Source organism: Vibrio kyushuensis (assembly GCF_050337325.1).
Taxonomy (GTDB): Bacteria; Pseudomonadota; Gammaproteobacteria; order Enterobacterales; family Vibrionaceae; genus Vibrio; species Vibrio kyushuensis.
Genome location: NZ_JAKJSV010000006.1, coordinates 365,321 through 388,289 on the forward strand (window position 1 = coordinate 365,321; position 22,969 = coordinate 388,289).

Sequence of the window (22,969 nt, forward strand, 5' to 3'; positions counted from 1 at the left end):
TGAGTGGCTTAGATTATGGTTAGTTAATCCGAACGTTAGTTGAACGTCACTTCATAAACTCGATAGTTATCGTTGTCATCAACGCTACCAAAACGGTCAGTATTGCCAATCATTGGTGTTAAATAGTCATCAACAAAGGTTTGTGCTGCATCGTCAATAGACGAAAGGAATTCAACCGTTTTCCCTGTTGGGCCTGCTAAATTGAAGTTATCCGCGTTAACAAACTCGATGATTCCATCGTTATTATCTTCTGCATCCTCCGCACGTTCCATTAGGTAGTCATACACTAGATCGCGGTTAGTTTCTGATTCATCGGCAAACACAATTTCAGACTCGGATACACCTGGCATCCATGAATTTGAAGCGCGGTAGTTATTCGTCACTACGTAAACCATGGTCTCATCATTAATTTCAGAAACATCCGTCACTTCTTCACCATCAAACATCAGGCTCGTTAATCGAGAAGAACCGGTGCGGATAAAGTTTCCATTGCTATCTTCTACTAACTCACCACGAGAATCTGTTTCAAAATACGCTTCTTGTGACACATCTATTGTGTAGGTCAAACGAGATTCATCATTGCCCGTGCCTTCCCAACCAAACCCACCAAAGAACACATCAAAGTTGTAGCTGCGGAAGTTTTGATGCAATAACGCGTCGCCATCTTCTGCCACTGTTTTGTACTGTTGTGACGCAGTAACCTCAATCCACTCTTTAATATCTGCGAAGGTAAGCTCTAACACTGAAGGCGTGTTGTTATCAAACACGTATAGGTCAGCAACACTTGCGCGTGTCAGCGGGCCTGTTGCGATACTTGTATAGTCGGTGTTACCACCACGGCCACCTTTAAACGGTGCAGAAACAGACAGAACCAATTGGTCTTCGTTTTCCAATAAACCATCTAGCTGCCACTGCTCAGCGGCCGCGAGTTGTGCTTCATTCACAATCTGCACTGAGATATCAGAAACAATCGCGGAGAAGTAGCTGTTGATAGGTTCATCAATCGTACCTATCTCCTCGTTCATAAACTCCATCGTCGCACGGTGTTCTTCTTCAACAAGGTCAGCAATGATCGCATCTTGCTTGAGTGGATCTTCATTCAACTCTTTGAGTGTTGCTGAACTACCGATAATTGACCAACTTTCATTAGTTGCGTCAAACTCTAGTGCTAAATCAATCACACCTAGGTGATTGCCCCAGAAGCCGGGCATGACCGCTGGAACACCGAAGATCTTACCGTTGGCGGCGTCAACACCTTCCATACCATCATAGGCATTGCCATCGGTTGGGAAGTTATTGTGGTCATGGCCGAACATAATCGCATCTACACCCTCAACACGTGCCAGTTCCCATGTCGCGTTATCATTGTAATCACGTCCGTTATCACTGTTGGTAATCCCCGAGTGGGGAACTGCTACAACGATGTCTGCAGCTGGGTACTCATCGCTCCCTGCTTTCATCAATGGAACGTAATATTCAGCCGCGGCTTTAATATCAGCAATCATCACTTCACACTCAAGATGGCGCTTATCCCAGTTCATAATATTAGGCGGTGTAAAGCCAATCACGCCCACGTTTATTGGGTAGCTCTTACCATTACTCGCGATAAAGTTACGCTCTAACACAACATAAGGAGTGAAGTTGGGTTGGTAGGTTTCAAAGAACTCGGTGGTGTTACCGACAAAATGATCGTCAGGAGTAAACGCACACTCCCCTTCATCGAACGCGTAAGAACCCGTCAGCGCACTCTCTTCAAACGCAAAGACGTTCGCATTTACGTAAGGAAAGTTAGCCCCTTCAATTGCTGCATTCATGAAGTCTAACCCATAGTTAAACTCGTGATTTCCGATGTTTGCTGCATCGTATTGCAAGTAATTCATGGCTTTGTAAACCGGGTGAAGGTTCTCTTCTAAATGCTCTACTCCCTTGCTCGCCATGTAATCGCCCATTGGGCTGCCTTGTATTAGGTCGCCATTGTCAAACAGCAATGAGTTAAATACTTCAGCTCGCGCTTCTTCGATGATGATGGCGGTGCGCGACAAGCCATATTCTTGCGGTGTCGTATTCGCCTCTTCAGAAGCAAAGTAGTTATACGGCAGCATGTTGTTGTGCAGATCAGTCGTTTCCATTAAACGCACTTGCATCGTTACTGGATCTTTGGAACTTTTAATATTGCAGCCCGCCAATGCTGTGACTATCGACACTGCCAATAAGGCCTTTTTATTGTTCGTCATGTTCATTACTTACCAAGAGTTAGTGATTTAATTGGCTCGTAATGTAGGAATCATAGATGACGATTTGGTTACAATAAGTTAGAGATACCACTTTAGTGGTGTGCCACGTGTCACATAGAAGTAGACTGGAAAAGGGTGTAATCAATTACATGAAAGATTCATTAAGATAAGATTAAGCGGTTGTAAATGAACAGAAAACCGCCGACTACTGTTGTAAACCAACCTCGTCGGCATAGAAAATTTAAATTTCAGTCGGCTAACGCTTAGGACAAATACCGGTACTACCGCGAACGATCAGATCGGTTCTTGGTGTATGTAAGAGAGAAGCGTCTTTATCACCCAATATATTAAGCAAAGTTTTCATCGCTTGCTTGCCAATATCTTCTCTCGGTTGATTGACCGTCGTTAGCTCAGGTTCGCAATATTCACCAAAAGCAATGTTATCAAAACCAATAACGGATAACTCCGCAGGCACTATAATATCAAGGTCTCGAGCCGCTTTGATCACACCTATCGCCATCTCATCATTATGACAAAATATCGCAGTGGGCCTGTCTTGCTGTTCTAGTAGAGTTCGGCCATGCTCATACCCCGAAGCAAAACTAAAATCACCTTCCCTCATATTAGAATACTGAAATGGCAACCCATTTTTTTTCAGTTGTTCAAGAAGTCCTTCCTGACGGTCTCGACAGATGGGGTTTTGCATCGGCCCTGTAACTGTCGCGATATTTTGATGCCCTAAAGAGATCAAATACTCAATAGCTTTACCTGCTGCAGATTGATTATCAATTCGAACCGTTGGCAGCGACATATCTTCTACGTATTCACACGCCATAACCACTGGAAAACCAGAACCTATCTGGCGATCTTTCAGTAAGGCATGCTCAATATCGGAAGTCAGTAAAATGAGCCCATCGGATTGATTGGTAGGCACTAAATCAAAAAAGTCTTTTGCTCTATTGGTGTCATGTGACAAATCCCCAAGCAACACTTTATACCCAGCTGTTCTCGCAACCTTTTCAACACCTGAAATAACATCAGAGAAAAATGAGTTTGAGATATCAGGGAGTATCACCATGATGCTATTGGTTTCACGACGTCTCAAATGACGCGCCGCAACATTTGGGGAATACCCAATGTCAGCCACCGCTTTTGCTACTTTTTCTCGTGTAGATTCCGTCACTTTTTCTGAATCAAAAAGCGCTCTTGAAACGGTCGCGGTTGAGACTCCAGCTGCTTTAGCTACATCTTTTATCGTTGCCATGGGCTTGTCGTTTGATTTCATTGATTGCTTTAAATTCGTGAATGTCATGTTAACACAAGATTCCTTTCCAAGGTATTGGACTACCTGTTCAATAACGCACCGATTCGCCAATTAAATGTAATGCGTTACATAAAATAGTGCAACTCTATACTCCAATATATCTTACGTTAACATACCAATGGATACGTATTTAATAGGTAGATCCTGACTAATATCTCGCTAATTCCCGCTAAACAATCACTACAAAGCAGAGAAATAGTAACATTTAGAGACGATACAACTAAAAATGAGCCCTATGTAACAATTTTGTTAATAAACAAAGACTCGATCCTTGACGATCCATGATTACGGATCTTTAATGTAACCCATTACATTGATAAATCAATTTGGCTCGATACTGGTTTATCTGACAGGGAAAGGAAAATAGTTTATGAAAACAATTAAGGGACCAGCACTGTTTTTGGCTCAGTTTATTTCTGATGAAGCCCCGTTTAATTCGCTTAGAAGCATTTGTCAGTGGGCGCAAAGCCTCGGTTATAAGGCACTACAAATGCCCACCAACGATACTCGATTTTTCGATTTAGAACGTGCAGCCAATGACCTTGAATATTGCGATTACCTACAGGCTACCCTTAACGAGTTTGATCTTGAGATCAGTGAACTATCGACGCACTTGCAAGGACAACTTATTGCTGTCCACCCGGCCTATGACGAACTATTCGATGCGTTCGCTCCAAAATCGGTACAAGGCAATCCTAAAGCGCGCCAAGATTGGGCCGTTGAACAGCTGTTTCTCGCCGCAAAGGCAAGCCAAAACCTTGGTTTGAAAGCACATGCTACATTCTCAGGCTCTCTCCTATGGCCGTATTTATACCCATGGCCTCAGCGCCCGTCAGGCTTAATTGATTGTGGATTTAACGAACTGGCCAGTCGCTGGTTACCCATATTGGAAGCATTTAACGACGCAGGCGTCGATCTTTGTTATGAAATTCACCCCGGTGAAGATCTTCATGATGGCGCTACTTTTCAACGATTTCTAGACGCAGTCGATGGTCACCCCCGCGCTAACATTCTTTACGATCCGTCTCATTTTCTATTGCAGCAACTCGATTATCTGGGGTTCATCGACAAGTTCCATGACCGAATCAAAATGTTCCATGTTAAAGATGCCGAATTCAATTCAAGTGCACTGCAAGGTGTATACGGAGGCTTTGAGTCTTGGGCTGATCGCGCTGGACGCTTCCGTTCATTAGGCGATGGGCAGATCAATTTCAACGCCATCTTCTCAAAGCTTACCCAATATGACTTTGAAGGTTGGGCGGTCGTGGAGTGGGAATGCTCACTCAAAGATCCAGAGCAAGGTGCCAAAGAAGGCGCACTATTTGTCCAAGACCACATCATTCAAGTTACAGATAAATCATTCGACGACTTTGCTGCTGTAGAAACCGATCACCAAATGAATCTTCGTTTATTGGGGATACGTCAATGAGCAAGAGAATTAGAATAGGCATGATTGGCGGTGGCCTTGGCGCGTTCATAGGACCAATACACCGAATCGCAGCTCGACTAGACGATCAGTATCAGCTCGTTTCCGGTGTGTTTAGTCACAATGAAGCGAATAACACCGAAAGTGCTAAACAACTTCATATTGAATCAAGTCGTTGTTATTCAAATTATCATCTGATGTTCGAGCAAGAACGTCTACGAGAAGATGGGATTGAAGCGGTCATCATTGTCACGCCAAACCACCTTCATTTTGACGCAGCGAAGGCGGCATTAGAAGTAGGTTTAGCCGTCATTTGTGAAAAGCCGATGACACTATCATTTGCTCAAGCAAAAGAGCTACACGATCTTGAGAAACACGCAAATGTTCCATTCCTACTCACCCATACATACTGTGGTTATCCTCTAGTGCAGGAAGCCAAAGCGCGAATAGAGCAAGGCAAACTGGGCGATATTGTCTCTTTTTCCGTAGAATACCTTCAAGAGTGGTTAACTGAAAAACCAGAGTCAGATAATCGTCAAGCGGTATGGCGGCTTAACCCTGAACTAGCCGGTGCAGCAGGATGTCTGGGCGATATAGGTACTCATGCGTTCCAATTAGCAAGCTATGTAACAGGTCGTTCATTGACATCCATCAGCGCGAATCTTAACCGTTTTATTGAAGGGCGGCTTGTCGATGACAATGTACAAGCTTCCCTAACTCTTGAAGGAAATCTCCAAGGGCAACTCTGGGCTAGCCAAACAGCGGCCGGGCACGAAAACGCGCTACGCATTCGAGTTATTGGTACCAAAGCAAGTATCGAATGGGCTCAAGAGTCCCCCAACGAACTATGGTTCACCCCTTACAACGCCCCTCGTCAACGCATCACTCGACGAGCAGATTTTTTAAATCCATTTGCTGCAAGTAACACACGTACCCCAGGTGGTCACCCCGAAGGCTATTTAGAAGCATTTGGAAACCTTTATTGCCAATTTGCTTCCGTTATACGAGGCAATAATGAATATGCACACTGGCTACCGAATGCGGCTACAGGCTTACAGGGTCTTCAATTTATAGAAAGTGCCATATTGTCAAATAACAGAAACGGTGCACGAATAGACGTGGAGGCATTAGCATGAATCAGTCTCCCCTCATTCTGAAAAATATACAGAAGTCATTTGGCTCTAATGTCGTGCTCAAAAACATCTCTTTCGAACTCACTCGAGGCGAAGTGCTGGGTATCTTGGGTGAAAATGGCGCTGGTAAATCCACGCTACTGAAAATCATCAGCGGCGTCTATAAGGCAAATCAAGGTAGCGTTGTTATCGAAGGGCGAACCTTTTCAAAAGTTACTCCAGAGCTTGCTAAAGCAAATGGCGTCGCGATGATCCCTCAAGAATTCAATTTAATACCAACACTCTCAGTGTTTGAAAATGTCTTTTTGGGCCAAGAGATTCGACGCCCTATTAGCTGTCTATTAGATAAAAAACAGATGCGTAGTAAGACTGCAGATGTATTGAAAGAGCTCGAAGTCGATTTAGACCCTGATACAACCATTGAAAAACTGAGCGTAGCTCAAAAGCAGATGGTAGAAGTGGCCAAGGTACTTATCTTTGATGCAAGCATCGTGATCATGGATGAGCCAACCACCGTATTAACTGATAACGAAGTTGCGGTCTTATTTCGTGTGATTGAAACGCTAAAGAAAAAAGGCGTCACTCTGCTGTTTATTTCTCACAAACTAAAAGAGATAAAACAGTTATGTGACAGGCTATTGATTCTTCGTGATGGCGACCCTGTCTACCTTGACCAAGTATCTAATTTAAGTGAGCACGACATGGCGGTAAAGATGGTCGGTCGTGAGTTAAACCAAATCTACCCAAATAAAAACTCGAAAGTTGGCGAGGTGGCCTTAACAGTTGAAGGGCTTTACGACGACGATGGTGTCATTAGCAATATAGCGCTTGAGGTCCATAAAGGAGAGGTTCTTGGTCTAGCGGGTTTGATTGGTTCAGGACGCACTGAAATCGCAGAGTGTCTTTTCGGCCTGAGATCTTGCCGAATGGCACGCTTCGAAAAATATGGAAGACCTATTTCTATCAATGAGCCCAAAGAAGCGTTCGAACTTAACATCGCTCTGCTATCCGAAGACCGTCAAGGCAATGGGTTGGTGATGAACTTTAACCTCGCAGAGAACATCACTCTCGTCTCTTTACCCAAATACACGTCTGGCATTATTGATCACAAACAGACTTACCAAGTCACAGAGCAATACCGACAAGAATTCTCGATCAAGTCAGATGACATAAAAATGGAAGTGGGCCGTTTAAGTGGTGGGAATCAACAAAAGGTTTACCTTGCCAAACTGATGGATACCGCGCCTGATGTCTTGATTTTGGATGAACCAACTCGCGGTATCGACGTCAACGCAAAAAAAGAGATTTATCACTTCGTCCATTCTCTCACTCAAAAAGGCATTGCCGTGATCCTCATCTCTTCTGAGTTAGAGGAGATCATAGGGCTAAGTCATCGAGTTATTGTCATGCGTGATGGTCAGCAGAAAGCTGAACTTTCAAATGATGATATTAATGAGCAAAGCATCATGTTTCATGCCGCGGGTGTTCAAACCAACGCCCCATCCATTGCTACACAGTCAGGAGTTGCAGTATGAGCACCCCTATTACTCTACAAAAAGCCAGTACGAAAGCCAATGATAAGCGCAGCCTATTTGAACGTATTGATTTCGCAAGTTACGCGCCCCTTATTGCTTTGATTGTCTTGTTCATTGTTTCCAGTTTTGCCAGCGAGTATTTTTTAAGCACACGTAATATCACTAATATTATGCGTCAGGTGAGCTACACAGGCATCATCGCTATTGGTGCGACCTTTGTCATTATCGCAGCCGGTATCGATTTGTCTGTCGGCTCTATGGTCGCACTCGTTGGCGTAGTCGCCATTTACGCAATGAACTCGGTCGCAGGTGAAATAAGCGGCGTCCTTACCGGCATCTCGGTCGCAATAGTATTTGGATCGCTACTAGGAGCACTAAATGGGTTCATTGTAACCAAAGGCAGGGTAACCGCTTTTATCGTCACTCTCGCTACCATGTCGATTTTTCGTTCGATGGCACTTTACCTGTCAGATGCAGGCGAAGTCATTAGTCGCAATAATCTTTATCCAGAAATCGGCGGCGGTTATTTCTTATCTATTCCTTATCCGGTCTGGGTGTTCTTCATTCTGGCTATCGCTGCCCACATATTATTGCGTTACACCGCATTTGGCCGACACGTTTGTGCGGTTGGGTCGAATCAAAATGTTGCGCGTTACTCCGCTATTAATGTATCCCGAATCACTTTCTTTACTTTCGTCATTGCAGGCTTTTGCGTGGGGGTATCAGCCGTATTACTGAGCTCTCGGCTAAATTCAGTCTCGCCGGGCGATATGGGCGCATTTTTTGAACTCGACGCTATTGCAGCCGTGGTCATTGGCGGTACCAGTTTAGCCGGAGGACGCGGAACAATTGTCGGCACCGTTATCGGCGCTCTGATCCTCGGCATCATAAATAACATGCTTAATATGCTTGACGTTTCCGCCTACCTACAAGGGTTGGTGAAAGGTCTAGTCATTCTGATTGCAGTACTACTGCAATACAAAAACAACAAATAAACGTTGAACAACAGAGGGACATGTACGTGAAACTACTAACGAAACTGAGAAGATTATCTATCATTGCGGCTGTAACCATCGGCCTAACTGCCACTGCACAAGCGGCAACGATGAAGATCGGCGTCAGCGTTCCATCAGCTGACCATGGTTGGACTGCAGGTTTACTCTGGTGGGCCAACAAAGCAGCCGCAGATCTTGAAAGCAAATACGACGACACTGAATATTTCGTGGTCGCTGCAAACTCCGGAACCAAGCAAGTTGCTGATGTCGAAGACTTATTAGTAAAAGGCATCGACGCTTTGGTTATTCTTCCCCACAACCCAGCGACACTACAACGCGCTATCGCTGAAGCGTATAACGAGGGTGTTTATACGGTTGTGGTTGACCGTGAATTAGAAGTACCGACGCAAAATGTGTTCTTAGCTGGTGATAACCCAGGAATGGGCGAAGAAGCAGCAAAATACATGGCGAAAGAGATGAATGGTAAGGGCAATATTGTCGTACTAGAAGGCATGCCAATCCCAATCAACGACCAACGTGTTGACGCTTTCGAAGCAGAAATGGCGAAGTACAAAAATATTGAAATTCTTGACTCTCAACCGGCTGATTGGAACCCACAAAAAGCGCTGAGTGTTATGGAAAACATGCTTCGCAAACATAAGCAGATCGATGCGGTATGGGCGGGTGATGACGATATGCTGAAAGCGGCAATGAAGGCAATTCAAGAGTCTGGTCGTAGCGACATTAAGCTTGTTGTCGGCGGCGGAGGCTCAAAAGAGGTCATAAAACTGGTTAAAAATGGTGACCCGATCGTTAGAGGCACCGTCACTTACCCACCTTCAATGATCGCGTCTGGAATGGCACTTGCTGTACACGGCCTACGAGGTGAATCGCTTGGTAACATGTACCACGGTATTCCTTCACGTGTCGTACTTGCTGCAGAGCTGATCACTGAGCAAAACGCTGAGACCTACTATCAACCTAAAGCAGCCTATTAATTCAACCTATATACAGCCCCTTCATGGGGCTGTTTCAATTGTCAGCATTTTCAATTTCCTTATTCTAGTCACTTACAGCAAATCACTATCAATACAGATCATCACGGTATCTGGCCGCCAATATTCCAACTCGCAATCCATCACTTTCCCATCTTGTTTGTAGTTCACTCGGCAGATTTTAAGCACGGGTTGACCCTCGGAAAGGTTTAACGCTTTAGCCACATGAAGCGGCGCAGAGGTAGGAATCACATCAAATCGTGATCGCAGCGTCTCGTACCCGTACTTTGATTGATAAAGACCCGTCAGTGACTGAGTCAGGTTCTCTTCAAGTATGTTAGGAAACAGCTCGCTAATCAGGCAGTTTTCAACGTACAACACCACCCTTCCATCAATAAAGCGCAGCCGTTCAAACACATGAACAGGCGTTATTTTGTCGATAGAGAGCGCATTGGAATATTCACCACTGGCCAACTCGCTTCGAACGTTTAACAGCTGCGTTTCAGCAACTCGGTTTTGATCTTGAATCAGGCGATGAAAGTGACAACGCGACAGCGGGTTGTATCGAATGCGTTCACCAGAAACAAACCACCCTCGGCGCTCTTCTCGATAAATCAGCCCTTCGGTTTCCAAAGACGTCAGCGCGTCTTTAATGGTAATACGCGTAGTGGAAAACAGTTCACTCATCTCGCGCTCAGACGGTAACTTTTTCCCCGAAGTAAGGACTTTGCTCTCTATCTGCTGCCGAATACTGGTTTTGATCTTAGATAGCTGGGTTTTTACTTTCAGGGTTTTCGATTGAGTCGTCGAATGTGGCATTACTGACCTAGTCCATTAGTTTTAGAAAGATACGTTAGAACAAGGAAGTAACAGTTTAATGACACCGACCAATTCGCTCACTTGAAACCAAACCGTCATGGAAACTCAATAAAAATGTCTTTTTAACTGACATGATTTGTAACATTCGCTGCCTAGTATAAAAAACGAACTTACTGACCTAGTCCAGAAGGATAGCGACAATGAACACAAAGTTGACCACTGCTACATTAGCAGCCGCTCTTACCACATCCGTACTTTGTACGCCTGTCTTTGCTAAAGAGACCGATGTGAAACAACTCATCGAAGCCGCTAAGAAAGAAGGTGCGGTATACAGTGTGGGTATGCCTGACAGTTGGGCAAACTGGAAAGATACTTGGAAAGACATCAAAACCAATTACGGCTTGAAGCATCAAGATACAGACATGAGCTCAGCGCAAGAGATCGCGAAATTCGCTGCTGAACGCAAGAATGCGACCGCTGATATCGGTGATGTTGGTTTCGCTTTTGCTCGTGTTGCGGTTCAAAAAGGAGTGACTCAGCCTTATAAACCAACTACATGGAACGATATTCCTGATTGGGCGAAAGATGAAGATGGTCACTGGGCACTAGCTTACACGGGCACCATCTCGTTTATCTCGAACAATAACCTTGTTAAGAATGCTCCAACCTCTTGGGATGACATCTTAAAAGGCGACTACAAAGTCACGGTTGGTGACGTAGGTGTCGCTGCACAAGCAAATAACGCCGTACTGGCGGCAGCATTTGCTAATGGCGGCAGTGAAGCCGACTTAGACCCAGCGATTGAGTTCTTCGCGAAACTGGCAAAGCAAGGTCGATTATCATTCACCAATCCAAGTATTGCTAACTTGGAAAAGGGTGAAGTGGAAGTCGCTATCTTGTGGGACTTCAACGCACTTAACTACCGTGACCAAATCAACCGTGACCGTTTTTCTGTCAACATTCCACAAGATGGTTCAGTGATTTCTGGCTACACCACCATCATCAACAAGTTCGCGAAAAACCCTAATGCTGCGAAACTCGCGCGCGAACACATCTTTAGTGACAAAGGGCAAATCAACCTAGCTGAAGGTTATGCTCGCCCTATCCGTACTTCTGTCACCCTGCCAGAGTCTGTTCAAGCGAAGCTTATCGCTAACGACCAATACGGCAATGTTCACCCTGTTACGGATTTCAAAGCGTGGGAAAAATCAGCACGCAAACTTCCTCGTCAATGGCAAGAAAACGTCCTAATCCACCAGCAGTAAGAGGTCTCTATGAGCAATAAGGTTATCCTTGTTGTTCTAGATGGACTGAATTATCAAGTAGCCCGTGAATGCATGGGCTACTTGAACGGTTTAATAGAACAACGAAAAGCAACGCTTTACCCATTGCAATGCGAACTGCCTTCCCTCTCAAGGCCATTGTATGAGTGTATTCTGACGGGCGTTCCACCAGTTATCAGCGGGATTGTTAACAACGGTATCTCACGGCTATCGAATCAAGAGTCAGTCTTTAGCCTAGCGAGATCTCAAGGTCGAATCACCGCCGCAGCGGCCTATCACTGGGTGAGCGAACTCTACAACCGCACGCCGTTTGAAGCAGTTCGCGATCGCTATACAGAAAATGAAACACTCAACATTCAGCACGGACGTTTCTATCATTGGGATCACTACCCTGATGAGGCGCTATTTCTTGATGCTGAATCATTAAGGCTAAATCATCACCCTGATTTTCTGCTCATTCACCCGATGAACATCGACGACATGGGACATAAATTCGGTCTTAGTTCTAAAGAATATCGAAATTGTGCACGAGCTGCCGATTCATACCTTTCCAACTATATCGAGTCTTGGATTGATGACGGATACCAAATCATCATTACGGCTGATCACGGTATGAATAACGATTTATCTCACGGTGGGATATTACCTGAGGAGCGTGAGGTTCCTTTGTTTGTCATTGGTAATCAGTTCTCTCATCAGCCAACCGCCATTAAGCAGACCGAACTTTGCGGTGTGTGCTGTGAGCTGCTGGGTTTAGACCACTTCAAGCCTTACTCCGCGGAAGTATTAGCACTATGAGCGATTCAGCTTCAACGAACCTGCCAGAAATTGGCGCTTCACCGTCAAATACCGACAAAAGCCAAAAAAACCATCGATGGAAAAAGCTTAAACCTGCCTTGTGGCTAGTGCCTTTCATGCTGTTTTTCTATCTATTTCAGCTCGCGCCGATGCTTTGGGTTCTGATCAACAGCTTTCTTTATGATGGGTTATTTAGTCTAGAGAACTACTTAGAAGTCTTCGATTCTAGCTTTATGATGCAGGCGTTTAGAAACAGTATTTGGCTCTCTATTTGGTCAAGCGTTTTTGGCCTCGCCATTGCCGCGGTTCTCGTCTCATCTCTTAGGCGTGTAGACACCAAGCTTCGTGATGGTGTCATCGCGTTTACCAACATGAGCAGTAACTTTTCAGGCGTACCATTGGCGTTTGCTTTCATCATTATTTTAGGGGTCAATGGCGCAGTCACGTTGCTGCTCAAGCAGTATGGAATCATCGATGACTTCAACCTCTATGGAAAATGGGGGCTGCTAACCATCTATATCTACTTCCAAATTCCACTGGCCGTATTGCTACTTTATCCCGCCTTTGATGCGTTAAGTGATGATTGGCAAGCCGCATCTGCCCTGCTCGGCGCTAAGACTTGGCAGTATTGGACGCAAATCGCCTTACCAGTGCTCTCACCTGCTCTATTGGGAACCTTAATTATTCTTATCGCCAATGCCATGGGGGCGTACGCCAGCGTTTATGCACTAACGGGTGGAAACTACAACGTCATCACAATTCGCATAGCGAGCTTGGTTTCTGGCGACCTGTTCCTTGAACCAAATTTAGCGGCAGCTATCTCGGTCATCTTAATTGGAATATTGGCGTTCATTACCATTATTAACCAGTGGCTACTCTCTAGGAGCTACCATGCAAACAAATAGCACCCATCCCCTCAACGATAAATCAGCGCTCTACCATAAGAGCATCGTTTATTCGATTGTTGGCATTATGCTCATCCCCATTTTGGCAACGTTAGTCTATTCGTTGTCATCCACTTGGGGAGCAACCATTTTACCTGATGGTTTCACCTTCGATTGGTACATTCAACTGGTCTCCGATCCCCGGTTTCTCGCCGCTTTCGGCCGCTCACTGCTGGTCTGCATTGCTGCGTTGGCGCTCAGTGTTGTACTCGTTCTGCCGACTATCTTTGTCGTGTTCTACTATTTCCCAAAACTCGACCAACTAATGAGCGTGTTGATCCTACTGCCGTTTGCCGTTCCTCCCGTCGTCTCATCCGTTGGGCTATTGCAGTTATACGCCGATAGCAGCATCCCTATTGTTGGTACGCCGTGGATTCTCATCGGAACATACTTCACTATCGCACTGCCATTTATGTACCGCTCTATTGCCAATAGCTTTGAAGCCATCAACCTCAATGATCTGATGGATGCGGCTCACCTGCTTGGCGCGAGTACCACTCAAGCCTTTTTCTACATCATCATTCCGAACCTTAAGAAAGGGTTACTTGCATCGTTGTTTCTCTCTTTCTCATTCTTATTGGGTGAGTTTGTCTTCGCCAATATGTTGGTGGGTACACGCTTTGAAACACTGCAAATCTATTTATACAACATGCGACAAACCAGTGGTCACTTCACCTCAGCGTTAGTGATGACTTACTTCTCTTTCATTTTCTTACTGACATGGCTCGCAAGCCGTTTGAGCAGATCCAACAACGAGGCAAAATCATGAGCTATGTTGACGTTAAGCACCTGACAAAACGATTTGGTGATAATACCGTTTTTGAAAACATCGATTTTAACATCGAGAAAGGTGAATTCATTACTCTGCTTGGGCCTAGTGGTTGTGGTAAATCAACCCTATTACGCAGCTTAGCAGGGCTTAACCCGACTGAAGGCGGTCAGATTTGGGTTGATGGACAAGACATTACCCATACGGCGCCTCAACAGCGCGGCATTGGTATGGTATTTCAATCCTACGCGCTGTTTCCCAATATGACGGTGGAAGGAAATATCGCCTTTGGCTTAAAGATGAAAAACTTGTCCAAAGCAGAGATCAGCAGAGAAGTCGCGAAGGTGATTGATCTGGTCGCTTTAACAGGCAAAGAGAAACAGTACCCGCATCAATTGTCTGGTGGTCAACGTCAACGTGTTGCCCTCGCAAGAGCTCTTGTGGTTAAACCAAGAATATTACTACTGGATGAGCCGCTATCAGCGTTGGATGCAAAAATTCGAAAACATTTAAGACAGCAAATTAGAGACATTCAAAAAGAGCTCAATTTAACCACGGTTTTTGTCACCCATGATCAGGAAGAAGCGATGATCATGTCAGACCGAATTTTCTTAATGAACCAAGGTCAGATTGTTCAACAAGGCGCACCGGAGTCCATCTATACACAACCTGCTAACGAGTTTGTTGCGGGTTTTATGGGCCATTACAACCTCGTTGATGCTGCAACAGCCAAAAGCTTGTTTGATCTTGATGTTGCTTCAAAAGTGGCGATTCGCCCTGAGTCGATTTATGTCAAAGAACAAGGTCGTCATTACGAGTCGCATATTTCTGCGCCACAACTCGCAACGGTTAAAAATCATCAATTGCTTGGCAACGTAATTCGCTATCAGGTCGGCATTAACCATTGTGAATTGACGGTAGACTTACTTAACCGGTCTTCTGAGCGATTATTGGCCGATGGCAGCCAATTGGAACTACTCTTCAATCTCAATGAAATTCAAGCCGTTAGCGCTTAGCTTAACTAGAAATTAAGCCCTAGAATTAAAAGCCTAGAATTTAGAATTACTTATAAGGATCTAACCATGTCTCAACCACTTTATGTCTTCGATATGGATGAAACGCTGTTTTCGGCCGATTGTTCGGTGCTGTGGAATGAGTTTTTAGCTGAAGAAGGGATCGCAACATCAGCGGGCTTTCTTGAAGAAGACAAGCGCCTGATGGGCCTCTATAGCGCCGGAAAGATGGATATGGAAGACTATCTAACGTTCGCCATGTCCCCTTTAAACCACATCCCCAAAGAAGAGGTCGATCAATTGGTTGAACGCTGTATCAGCGATAAGATCATGCCGTATTATTATCCGCAAGCTCAAACTCTGCTTGCCCAGCTTAAGCGCGATAATATTGATACCGTTATTATTTCTGCCACGGTGAACTTTATTGTCGCAGCGGTAGCAAAACGCATCGGTATTGATGCTGCTATGGGCATCGACTTAGTGATTGAGGAGAATCGATACACGGCCACCATTGAAGGTATTCCAACTTACCGAGAGGGGAAAGTGGCTCGCTTAGAGCAGTGGCTATCTCAACAAGATAAGCAATACGATTCGATTCACTTTTACACCGATTCAATCAACGACCTTCCTTTGTGCGAACGTGCAGATGCTGCGTATTTGGTAAACCCTTGCGATAAATTGGCTCAGCTTTCTCATAGACCAAACTGGCAAGTATTGAACTGGGCACTCTGAGCATAAGGTTATCTTTCGAGTAACTGCTTTCGATATCCTCTAGGCGAGTTACCAAAGTAACGCTTAAAGCGATGACTAAATGCGTAAGGATCTTTGTAACCAAGTCGCTGCGCTATCATAGTAACGCTCCACTCTTGATGGTGGAGTAATTCAGCGGCTTTTTCCATTCGCAAGTGAATTAGTCGTTCTTGAGGCGTTTGTCCAAACAGTGACTTTGATAACCTATTGAGCTGCTCTTCACTTAAAAAGCACTGTTTAGCGATCTGTTTGACACTCCAAGGCAAGTGAAGTTGGGATTCAATTAAATTCCAGACACTTTGCACTCTCATTGAAGAGTTTGATGGGGACGCTTCTACTTTACTCAGTAAGCGCGATATTTCACTACTGAGTAGTTTTCTATAGGTCGCTCTTCCCGCGATTTCATGATGTAACAAACTCAGTAGAGACCATACCTGCTCGCACTGATGAAACTGGATAACACTTTGGCCGTGTTCAATCAGTGGGTGCCATTTATCACTGGGAGACAAAAGCATCCACGCCATTTTCCACTTATTGTCACTTTTTCCTAACTCAAAGCGAAACGGCATGTCAGCAGGCAAAATAACCAAAGAGTTCGCCGGAATAGTTTGACGTTGATTGGCAAGGGTAAGTAGCCCTTCACCTTTTAGCGTGAACAATACGGTGTGTACCCCAACCGATTCACGTTCAACGATGTAGCCGTCCACCAAATCGGCCATTCCCGCCATATAGAAACCCATTGATTCAAACTCAGGAATCTCAGAGAGGCCCAAGAATCGTTCTCTACATTGTTCAGATAGATAGACCTGATCTTGCCAACTGCTTTTAGTGTGATCTAGATCAATGACGGATTCAAACAGGTTTTGCTTACTTTCTAACATGTTTAAACCTCCTCTAAATATGTATATTTCTCACTCAGAATGAGGAATATCTATGAACCATACCATAACAGCAAAAAACCACTCTACTTCGTTGCCAAACAACATGCTATCTACGATGGCGAAACTTGCGTTCCCGGTAGCAATCCAGAGTGCGTTGGTCGCTGTTTTGTCTCTAGCTGACGTATTAATGGTCAGCGAACTAGGTATGGAAGCAACGGCTGCTGTGGGAATTGCCTCAAAATGGCTGTTCGTCGCTATTATGATTGCAGCGGGAGTCGGCTCTGCAAATGGTATTCTAGTTGCTCAATACTGGGGAAGAGCGGATCGGAGCTCTGCCAAAACCGTGACCGTTATGGCTCTGAAATACGGTGTAAAACTGATATTACCAGCCACTGCTGTTATTACAATTTTCTCTAGTTATATAATGTTATTGCAGACTAGCGATGCCAGCGTAATTGAATTGGGATCGCAATATTTATGGTATGCATTGCCTGTGCTATTGCTGACTCATATCATCATTGTGATCGAATCAAGCTTACGCTCAAGTGGTAACGCTGTTCTGCCACTGATATTGGCTGCAATCACCATCGCAATTAATATTGCGCTCAACTATGTACTCATTAATGGTTTTGCCATTACTGCTGATTGGGGAATTCCGGAAATGGGCGTTGCCGGGGCAGCATTAGCGACCAGTATTTCTCGTGCACTGCAAGTCGGATTATTTGCGATTATTTTGTATCGCCGACGTCATTGGCTATTTTCGGCAGCAACATTGGAATGCAGTGCAAGACTGATGAATTCTTTTAAATCTCTTGCCGTCCCAACTATGTACAACGCGGTATTGTGGGCAATGGGAACACTAAGCTACCAAATGATCTTTGGTCACATGGGTACAACTGAGCTTGCCGTATTTAGTATGATTGGGCCATTTGAACTACTTTGTTACTCTGCTTTCTTTGGTATCTCAACAGCGTGTTCTGTTTTATTAGGGCAAAGTCTTGGTCGCGATGATTTCGCCCAAGCTATCGCAATGACACACTTTTTTATTAAGTTCGTACTCAGCGTTGGAATAGCGGTTAGCTTGGCCATTACCTTAGGTAAAGAGCAAGTGATCATTTGGCTTAACCTTGATGACCCGGCATTACATGCTCTTGCATCTCCTGCGATTGGTCTTTTTGCTATGATCATTTGGCTAAGAATGCTCAACATGGTGATCATCAACGGAATTTTACGTGCCGGTGGTGAAAACCAATTTTGCCTAAGAATGGACTTTATTTCGATGTGGATGGTTGGCATACCTCTTACTGCAGTTGGTGCGTTTGTTTTTAACCTCCCATTTGCCTATGTGTTTGCCTTAATGCTGGTAGAAGAGTTCGTGAAGTTTGCTTTATGCTTCCATCGTTACATGCAGCGTACTTGGGTGAATAATTTGACGATTAGTGCATAACAGACCCTTATTGAACCTATAAAAAATACCTGACCGAATTTAGATTCGATCAGGTATTTTAATTACTAATCAGATCTGCAGAATCTCTAACGCCACTTACCACCGCGCTTCACCACTTCACTAGGCGTTAACCCCATTGATTTTGGTCTTTGAACGATTCCAAATGAATCTACAGATTCGTAAGTATTATTATTCGAATTTTGCGGTGCTGCACGACAACAAAGCCAATAGACATCGACTAAACCGGGGAACGTTTTCCTAAAGAGGGAAATAATATCGCCTAGCCTAATATTCTGGCCATTACCCATTGGAAGAGCGGGTGCACCGTGTTTCTGAGAGCCAACATAATAAACACCAGTATCAAACTGAAATGCAGGATCTCCGGAATAGGAACCCGTCGCAGTATAGTTAGGTACCGTCTCATACTCCTCGTATACTTTCGAAACAGATGCCTTTACTTTACCTAAATCATAACCGGGTAGAGTCAACATATCCTCCATGTTCATGCCAGCTGCACCTTTTAGCAACACATCATCACCGGTAAATACATGGATCCTTACACCAGCAGGAACCACATAAGTTCCTTTTGATGTCCCGTCTCCACGCCCACCGTGCGCAGAAATAAAAATATCATAAGCCATTATTACAACCCCTAATATGTTAATAAACTAGAGTAATCGTTAGAAAACGTTAGCATATATTAATTTAGTGTCAACGCCATGATTCTGTTTACATTCTTTCTGCCGCAGAAGAAAGTCGGAGGTTAGAATTAAGCAAAGGACACAAGCGTAGTTGTATTAGGGATTGCATAGACAAAAAAAGAGCGGCTAAATTAGCCGCTCTTTCAACATAACCATTTTGTTTATTGTTTCTTAAATAGTCAGCGCTGAATACGCGACACCGATGAAGCCTAAGCTCGACAGGACGAGTACTGCTTTTTTCGCCATCACGCCACCATTCTCGGCAGCTTTACCAAACATACCAAATACAAGTGGATGTACTAGGAATGTCATTGCGAACGTAAAGGTAATTAAGCTCGCGGCTGTTGCGCCAAACATGCCTTCTTGAACGGCTGCAAATAATCCGAAGTGAGAAAGACCTGAAGCGGCTGCCATTGATGCATGCTCTAATGACATGCCCGCTAAACTTAGAATCGTAAAGCTTCCGAATACAGCCATGATCTGCCAGCCTAAAGAGAACTGCATTAAGCCTTTCACTTCCGTACCTTCACAACCATTTGAGTTACGTAGGTTCTTCAAAGAAAGCGCGACAAATGCTGCACCAACTAAGATCAATGGAATTGTCCATTCAACCATCAGTGCATCACGCTCCGCACTTGCAGCCAAAATGGTAAATACAAAGATGTGACCAGCGAATGGAATGTTAATCATGATAGGTGCACGTGATGATGCTGTCTTACCAAAATCACCCGCGGTACAAGCGCCAGTTAAACCAGAGTGCGACAAACCACCTGCCATGCCTGGTGCTAGGTTACGTAGATTGTTCGCTTTGCCTAAGAAAATAAGTAGCGCCAAACCACCAAACATCCAGAAAATCTGACCAGAGAAACCATAGATAATGACATTGCTTAGACCCGGAATCGCAAACGCTTCAATCATGTGCGAACCACCAACTAAGAAGCTACCTGCAAGAACCAGTGGGATACCAGCAAACAGTAGAGCATTCATTGTTGGACCAAGTTTCCACTTTGGCATCATCATGCCTAAGCCTGAAGACAAAATCATTGCAAAGAAAATCTGTGGTAAACCGATGAACTGAGCGACTAGGTTCGAAATCCATAGAGAGGCATTAAGAACAACAATTAGCGCAACCATCTCAACGAGACCTTTACGAAGGTACTGCTGCTTGTTAGTGATTTTTGCTTTGTTATCAATGAAGATAAAGGCAACAGCTAAAGAGATGTATGACAGTAATAGGAAAGATTCGCCTAGAGGGAAACTCGCACCACGACCTGAAATCAGAACGTCAGCCGTTTGAATACCGATAAGCAATAAGAACGCGCGAACAATAAATGTTAGCTGCGTGCTGGTTGTACCAACAATCATCTCTTTGCTTGATGCAATAAAGTAACCTTCATCATCAAAGTTCTGCTTTGACAGTAGACGCTTAATCTCTTGTCCACCTACAAAGAATGATGCAATTAGTGCTATTACTGTTGTTTGACTCATCAAAACAACAACTGGGAACTCGCCTAAACCTGGTGCAGCCATACCACTTTTAACCAGTAGTGCGCCTAAACCAAGACCAAAAACAACAATCACCAATAACGACGAATACTTAGTACCCGCAACAATGGTACGTGAAACTAAAACCATTATCGTCAAAGCAACAAGTGCAAGAAAGTAATGGTTAACAGCAGATAGAACGGAAATATGTTCCATTAGAACTCCAAAATAAAACTATACGAACAACTCACTAGAGCCAAATATGCTTCCCTTGCATTTATTCCTTTTTAAATAGCTATAGCTCTAATGAGTCAAATTAAATTCTTACGCTACGTTTGCGGAAATTACTTCTTCAACAACAGGACGTGCGGCATCGTTAAACAGTGTGCGAAGGCCTTTCAGTACTTCTTGGCGAGAAACCACACCAACGTATCGACCGTTATCAATAACCGGCAAAATCTGTGGTTTATTTACTTTGATTTCTTTCGCACGCTCTTCAACTGACAACGTAGTTAATTGTGTTGCATAACCCATCGCGCTGGTTGGGTATAGCTGGTCTTTATCTAGTGCTAAGTACTCTAAAACATCAGTAAGCTGATCATTGATATCCATTGTTACTAGATCTGTTTTCATCAAATCAGCGACTGTTACGTCATTTTCAGGAATGTAGTTCTGACACCACATCTCGACCATTACATCGTGAGCAGAAAGGAAACCGACTAAATCGCCATTTGCATTACAAACAGGCGCACCATTAATAGAATTTTCAGACAACAAATCGATCGCTGATGACAATTTCATGTCTGTATTCAAGCTAACCGCTTGTGGATTCACAATATCTCTTACAGTAAGTAAAGCACTCATAACATTCTCCTAAATTTAAACCAACACCGCATTGATAACTCATTAAAACTCATTGAATTAACAGTCTCTGGTGAACTGCTGAGGAGAATGTTACTCAGCTTATTTGAATTAGTAAAATTTATTTTAATCATAAAGAGTATCAGTTTTATTGATGCAGAAGTCAATGAAATGCAATTGATGTATTAAGATGTAACAGCATAAGAAAAACTGATTTGATGGTCTAAATGACTGAGTTAGATGGATTTGATATGAGGTTAATAGAAAGGTACAAAGACAATAAAAATTGATACTATAGTTAGTGTTGATTTAAAAATTTGATTCACAAACTGATTGATAATTACACATTCAGTCGTGTGTACCCTACTTACTGTAGGTAAAAGGAGTATGAGTGCGATATTCGTTAAAACAATTAGCAGTATTTGATGCTGTAGCTGAACTAGGAAGTGTCAGCCAAGCCGCAGAGCGGCTATCTGTAACCCAGTCAGCAGCTAGCATGTCGCTAAGCCAACTAGAAAAACTGTTAGGCCGAGACCTTTTTGTTCGCCAAGGCAAAGATATGCGCTTGAGCCACTGGGGTAATTGGTTACGACCAAAAGCAAAACGTTTGTTGCAAGATGCTGAACAAATTGAAATTGGCTTTTACGATCAGCACCTATTTAGTGGCAGTATTAACATTGGTGCAAGCCAAACTCCCGCTGAGCACTTGGTACCTGAGCTTATCAGTAAAATTGATAGTGACTTTCCCGAGATTAGAACAGGGCTAGAAGTTCGCAGTACGAATCGTATTATACAAGGCGTTCTAAATTATCAATATGATATTGGCATTATTGAAGGTCGCTGTGATGATAACCGTACTCACCAAGAAGAGTGGTGTCGAGATCACTTAGTTGTCGTCAGTTCTGCCCATCACCCTTACGCTAAGCATAAACGTGTTAGCCTTTCACAGCTAGAGCAAGCCCAATGGGTTCTACGTGAAGGTGGCGCAGGTACTCGTGAGATTTTCGAAAGTGCAATGGTCCCGTTAATTCCCGATCTTGATGTATGGCGTGAACACTCTTATGTTCCAGTTATTCGCACTCTGGTCGCTAATGGTCAATATCTATCATGTTTACCGTATTTAGATGTTGCACCTAACATCGAACGCGGTGAGTTGGCAGCTCTGAATGTGCCAGAATTAAAAATGGATCGTGCAATTTCATTTATTTGGCGAGCAGACGTTGGTGATCATCCACTTCTTGAATGCTTAAAACGCGAAGCACACCGTATGATTAAAAATAGCAAAATAGTCAATAACTAGGCTGAGCCATCATTTTGCAATATCTTTTCTGCTCAAACTAGTTAATGCACCCATAGAGCCAGAGTTAGCAAATAACTCTGGCTTTTTTAATTTTGTAAAAGTGAGAAAATAGCAAAACTAACCCCCTATTAATAAAACTAAATCTGATTATCAATAAAATAGAAGGTTCGTACTCTGTAGATAATCACTGTTATTAATTCGGAATAAATCAGAAATGTTGATAAGCGTATAAAACGCCTATTCTTTGCTAATCTAACCAGTGGCTTTCAATTCCAG

At 43.9% G+C, this 22,969-nt stretch carries 20 protein-coding genes; 13 read left to right on the forward strand and 7 right to left on the reverse strand.

Annotation, left to right across the window (positions count from 1 at the left end):
- Window positions 1–35: 35 nt before the first annotated feature.
- Both L4D20_RS15210 and L4D20_RS15215 read right to left on the reverse strand, forming a co-directional pair.
- The gene (locus L4D20_RS15210) at window positions 36–2,234 is read right to left on the reverse strand and encodes a bifunctional 2',3'-cyclic-nucleotide 2'-phosphodiesterase/3'-nucleotidase (protein ID WP_428802453.1); all 2,199 of its coding nucleotides are present in this window, start codon (window positions 2,232–2,234) and stop codon (window positions 36–38) included.
- A gap of 256 nt (window positions 2,235–2,490) precedes the next feature.
- Window positions 2,491–3,546 (reverse strand): LacI family DNA-binding transcriptional regulator, encoded by a 1,056-nt coding sequence (locus L4D20_RS15215; RefSeq protein WP_428802454.1) that lies wholly within the window; start codon window positions 3,544–3,546, stop codon window positions 2,491–2,493.
- A 382-nt stretch (window positions 3,547–3,928) separates the two neighbouring features.
- Here L4D20_RS15215 and L4D20_RS15220 point away from each other — a divergent pair, with 382 nt between their 5' ends.
- From L4D20_RS15220 to L4D20_RS15240, 5 genes are read left to right on the forward strand one after another with little or no spacing between them, the layout of a single operon-like run.
- The gene (locus L4D20_RS15220; RefSeq protein WP_428802455.1) at window positions 3,929–4,987 is read left to right on the forward strand and encodes a sugar phosphate isomerase/epimerase family protein; all 1,059 of its coding nucleotides are present in this window, start codon (window positions 3,929–3,931) and stop codon (window positions 4,985–4,987) included.
- Window positions 4,984–6,120, forward strand: a complete 1,137-nt coding sequence (locus L4D20_RS15225) for a Gfo/Idh/MocA family protein (protein ID WP_428802456.1) — start codon at window positions 4,984–4,986, stop codon at window positions 6,118–6,120. Before L4D20_RS15220 ends, L4D20_RS15225 begins: the two co-directional genes overlap by 4 nt.
- On the forward strand, window positions 6,117–7,652 hold the full coding sequence (locus L4D20_RS15230; RefSeq protein ID WP_428802457.1) for a sugar ABC transporter ATP-binding protein: 1,536 nt from the start codon (window positions 6,117–6,119) through the stop codon (window positions 7,650–7,652). The genes L4D20_RS15225 and L4D20_RS15230 overlap by 4 nt, the downstream gene beginning before the upstream one ends.
- Window positions 7,649–8,647 carry an ABC transporter permease gene (locus tag L4D20_RS15235; protein ID WP_428802458.1) on the forward strand — a complete coding sequence of 333 codons (999 nt, stop codon included), beginning with the start codon at window positions 7,649–7,651 and terminating at the stop codon, window positions 8,645–8,647. Before L4D20_RS15230 ends, L4D20_RS15235 begins: the two co-directional genes overlap by 4 nt.
- Window positions 8,648–8,673: 26 nt before the next feature.
- Window positions 8,674–9,645, forward strand: a complete 972-nt coding sequence (locus L4D20_RS15240) for a substrate-binding domain-containing protein (protein WP_428802459.1) — start codon at window positions 8,674–8,676, stop codon at window positions 9,643–9,645.
- Window positions 9,646–9,717: 72 nt separating this feature from the next.
- On the opposite strand, the gene L4D20_RS15245 is transcribed toward L4D20_RS15240, so the two are convergent.
- The gene (locus L4D20_RS15245; RefSeq protein ID WP_428802460.1) at window positions 9,718–10,461 is read right to left on the reverse strand and encodes a UTRA domain-containing protein; all 744 of its coding nucleotides are present in this window, start codon (window positions 10,459–10,461) and stop codon (window positions 9,718–9,720) included.
- A 200-nt stretch (window positions 10,462–10,661) separates the two neighbouring features.
- On the opposite strand from L4D20_RS15245, the gene L4D20_RS15250 reads away from it, so the two are divergent.
- The 6 genes from L4D20_RS15250 to L4D20_RS15275 all read left to right on the forward strand — a co-directional run bounded on the left by L4D20_RS15250 (window position 10,662) and on the right by L4D20_RS15275 (window position 16,000).
- Window positions 10,662–11,726, forward strand: a complete 1,065-nt coding sequence (locus L4D20_RS15250) for an ABC transporter substrate-binding protein (protein ID WP_428802461.1) — start codon at window positions 10,662–10,664, stop codon at window positions 11,724–11,726.
- Window positions 11,727–11,735: 9 nt separating this feature from the next.
- Window positions 11,736–12,542 carry an alkaline phosphatase family protein gene (locus L4D20_RS15255; RefSeq protein WP_428802462.1) on the forward strand — a complete coding sequence of 269 codons (807 nt, stop codon included), beginning with the start codon at window positions 11,736–11,738 and terminating at the stop codon, window positions 12,540–12,542.
- Complete coding sequence (locus tag L4D20_RS15260; RefSeq protein WP_428802463.1) at window positions 12,539–13,447, forward strand: ABC transporter permease; 909 nt, start codon at window positions 12,539–12,541, stop codon at window positions 13,445–13,447. Before L4D20_RS15255 ends, L4D20_RS15260 begins: the two co-directional genes overlap by 4 nt.
- Window positions 13,434–14,255 (forward strand): ABC transporter permease, encoded by an 822-nt coding sequence (locus L4D20_RS15265; protein WP_428802464.1) that lies wholly within the window; start codon window positions 13,434–13,436, stop codon window positions 14,253–14,255. The genes L4D20_RS15260 and L4D20_RS15265 overlap by 14 nt, the downstream gene beginning before the upstream one ends.
- Window positions 14,252–15,271 (forward strand): ABC transporter ATP-binding protein, encoded by a 1,020-nt coding sequence (locus tag L4D20_RS15270; RefSeq protein WP_428802465.1) that lies wholly within the window; start codon window positions 14,252–14,254, stop codon window positions 15,269–15,271. The genes L4D20_RS15265 and L4D20_RS15270 overlap by 4 nt, the downstream gene beginning before the upstream one ends.
- Window positions 15,272–15,337: 66 nt before the next feature.
- The gene (locus tag L4D20_RS15275; RefSeq protein WP_428802466.1) at window positions 15,338–16,000 is read left to right on the forward strand and encodes an HAD family hydrolase; all 663 of its coding nucleotides are present in this window, start codon (window positions 15,338–15,340) and stop codon (window positions 15,998–16,000) included.
- Between the two features lie 8 nt (window positions 16,001–16,008).
- On the opposite strand, the gene L4D20_RS15280 is transcribed toward L4D20_RS15275, so the two are convergent.
- Complete coding sequence (locus tag L4D20_RS15280) at window positions 16,009–16,899, reverse strand: AraC family transcriptional regulator (protein WP_428802467.1); 891 nt, start codon at window positions 16,897–16,899, stop codon at window positions 16,009–16,011.
- Window positions 16,900–16,951: 52 nt separating this feature from the next.
- On the opposite strand from L4D20_RS15280, the gene L4D20_RS15285 reads away from it, so the two are divergent.
- Window positions 16,952–18,346: an MATE family efflux transporter gene (locus tag L4D20_RS15285; protein WP_428802468.1), complete on the forward strand. Its 1,395-nt coding sequence runs from the start codon at window positions 16,952–16,954 to the stop codon at window positions 18,344–18,346.
- Between the two features lie 86 nt (window positions 18,347–18,432).
- On the opposite strand, the gene L4D20_RS15290 is transcribed toward L4D20_RS15285, so the two are convergent.
- The 3 genes from L4D20_RS15290 to L4D20_RS15300 all read right to left on the reverse strand — a co-directional run bounded on the left by L4D20_RS15290 (window position 18,433) and on the right by L4D20_RS15300 (window position 21,396).
- Window positions 18,433–18,987 carry a putative adhesin gene (locus L4D20_RS15290; protein WP_428802469.1) on the reverse strand — a complete coding sequence of 185 codons (555 nt, stop codon included), beginning with the start codon at window positions 18,985–18,987 and terminating at the stop codon, window positions 18,433–18,435.
- Window positions 18,988–19,218: 231 nt separating this feature from the next.
- Entirely contained in the window at window positions 19,219–20,748 is a 1,530-nt protein-coding gene (locus tag L4D20_RS15295) for a hypothetical protein (protein ID WP_428802470.1), read from the reverse strand.
- A gap of 108 nt (window positions 20,749–20,856) precedes the next feature.
- Window positions 20,857–21,396: a CBS domain-containing protein gene (locus L4D20_RS15300; RefSeq protein ID WP_428802471.1), complete on the reverse strand. Its 540-nt coding sequence runs from the start codon at window positions 21,394–21,396 to the stop codon at window positions 20,857–20,859.
- A gap of 388 nt (window positions 21,397–21,784) precedes the next feature.
- On the opposite strand from L4D20_RS15300, the gene L4D20_RS15305 reads away from it, so the two are divergent.
- Window positions 21,785–22,693 carry a LysR substrate-binding domain-containing protein gene (locus L4D20_RS15305; protein ID WP_428802472.1) on the forward strand — a complete coding sequence of 303 codons (909 nt, stop codon included), beginning with the start codon at window positions 21,785–21,787 and terminating at the stop codon, window positions 22,691–22,693.
- Window positions 22,694–22,969: the final 276 nt, after the last annotated feature.

Coding starts and splice junctions, on each gene's coding strand:
- L4D20_RS15210 (WP_428802453.1), bottom strand. CDS start 2,234: ATGACGAACAATAAAAAGGCCTTATTGGCAGTGTCGATAGTCACAGCA.
- L4D20_RS15215 (WP_428802454.1), bottom strand. CDS start 3,546: ATGACATTCACGAATTTAAAGCAATCAATGAAATCAAACGACAAGCCC.
- L4D20_RS15220 (WP_428802455.1), top strand. CDS start 3,929: ATGAAAACAATTAAGGGACCAGCACTGTTTTTGGCTCAGTTTATTTCT.
- L4D20_RS15225 (WP_428802456.1), top strand. CDS start 4,984: ATGAGCAAGAGAATTAGAATAGGCATGATTGGCGGTGGCCTTGGCGCG.
- L4D20_RS15230 (WP_428802457.1), top strand. CDS start 6,117: ATGAATCAGTCTCCCCTCATTCTGAAAAATATACAGAAGTCATTTGGC.
- L4D20_RS15235 (WP_428802458.1), top strand. CDS start 7,649: ATGAGCACCCCTATTACTCTACAAAAAGCCAGTACGAAAGCCAATGAT.
- L4D20_RS15245 (WP_428802460.1), bottom strand. CDS start 10,461: ATGCCACATTCGACGACTCAATCGAAAACCCTGAAAGTAAAAACCCAG.
- L4D20_RS15250 (WP_428802461.1), top strand. CDS start 10,662: ATGAACACAAAGTTGACCACTGCTACATTAGCAGCCGCTCTTACCACA.
- L4D20_RS15255 (WP_428802462.1), top strand. CDS start 11,736: ATGAGCAATAAGGTTATCCTTGTTGTTCTAGATGGACTGAATTATCAA.
- L4D20_RS15260 (WP_428802463.1), top strand. CDS start 12,539: ATGAGCGATTCAGCTTCAACGAACCTGCCAGAAATTGGCGCTTCACCG.
- L4D20_RS15265 (WP_428802464.1), top strand. CDS start 13,434: ATGCAAACAAATAGCACCCATCCCCTCAACGATAAATCAGCGCTCTAC.
- L4D20_RS15270 (WP_428802465.1), top strand. CDS start 14,252: ATGAGCTATGTTGACGTTAAGCACCTGACAAAACGATTTGGTGATAAT.
- L4D20_RS15275 (WP_428802466.1), top strand. CDS start 15,338: ATGTCTCAACCACTTTATGTCTTCGATATGGATGAAACGCTGTTTTCG.
- L4D20_RS15280 (WP_428802467.1), bottom strand. CDS start 16,899: ATGTTAGAAAGTAAGCAAAACCTGTTTGAATCCGTCATTGATCTAGAT.
- L4D20_RS15285 (WP_428802468.1), top strand. CDS start 16,952: ATGAACCATACCATAACAGCAAAAAACCACTCTACTTCGTTGCCAAAC.
- L4D20_RS15290 (WP_428802469.1), bottom strand. CDS start 18,987: ATGGCTTATGATATTTTTATTTCTGCGCACGGTGGGCGTGGAGACGGG.
- L4D20_RS15295 (WP_428802470.1), bottom strand. CDS start 20,748: ATGGAACATATTTCCGTTCTATCTGCTGTTAACCATTACTTTCTTGCA.
- L4D20_RS15300 (WP_428802471.1), bottom strand. CDS start 21,396: ATGAGTGCTTTACTTACTGTAAGAGATATTGTGAATCCACAAGCGGTT.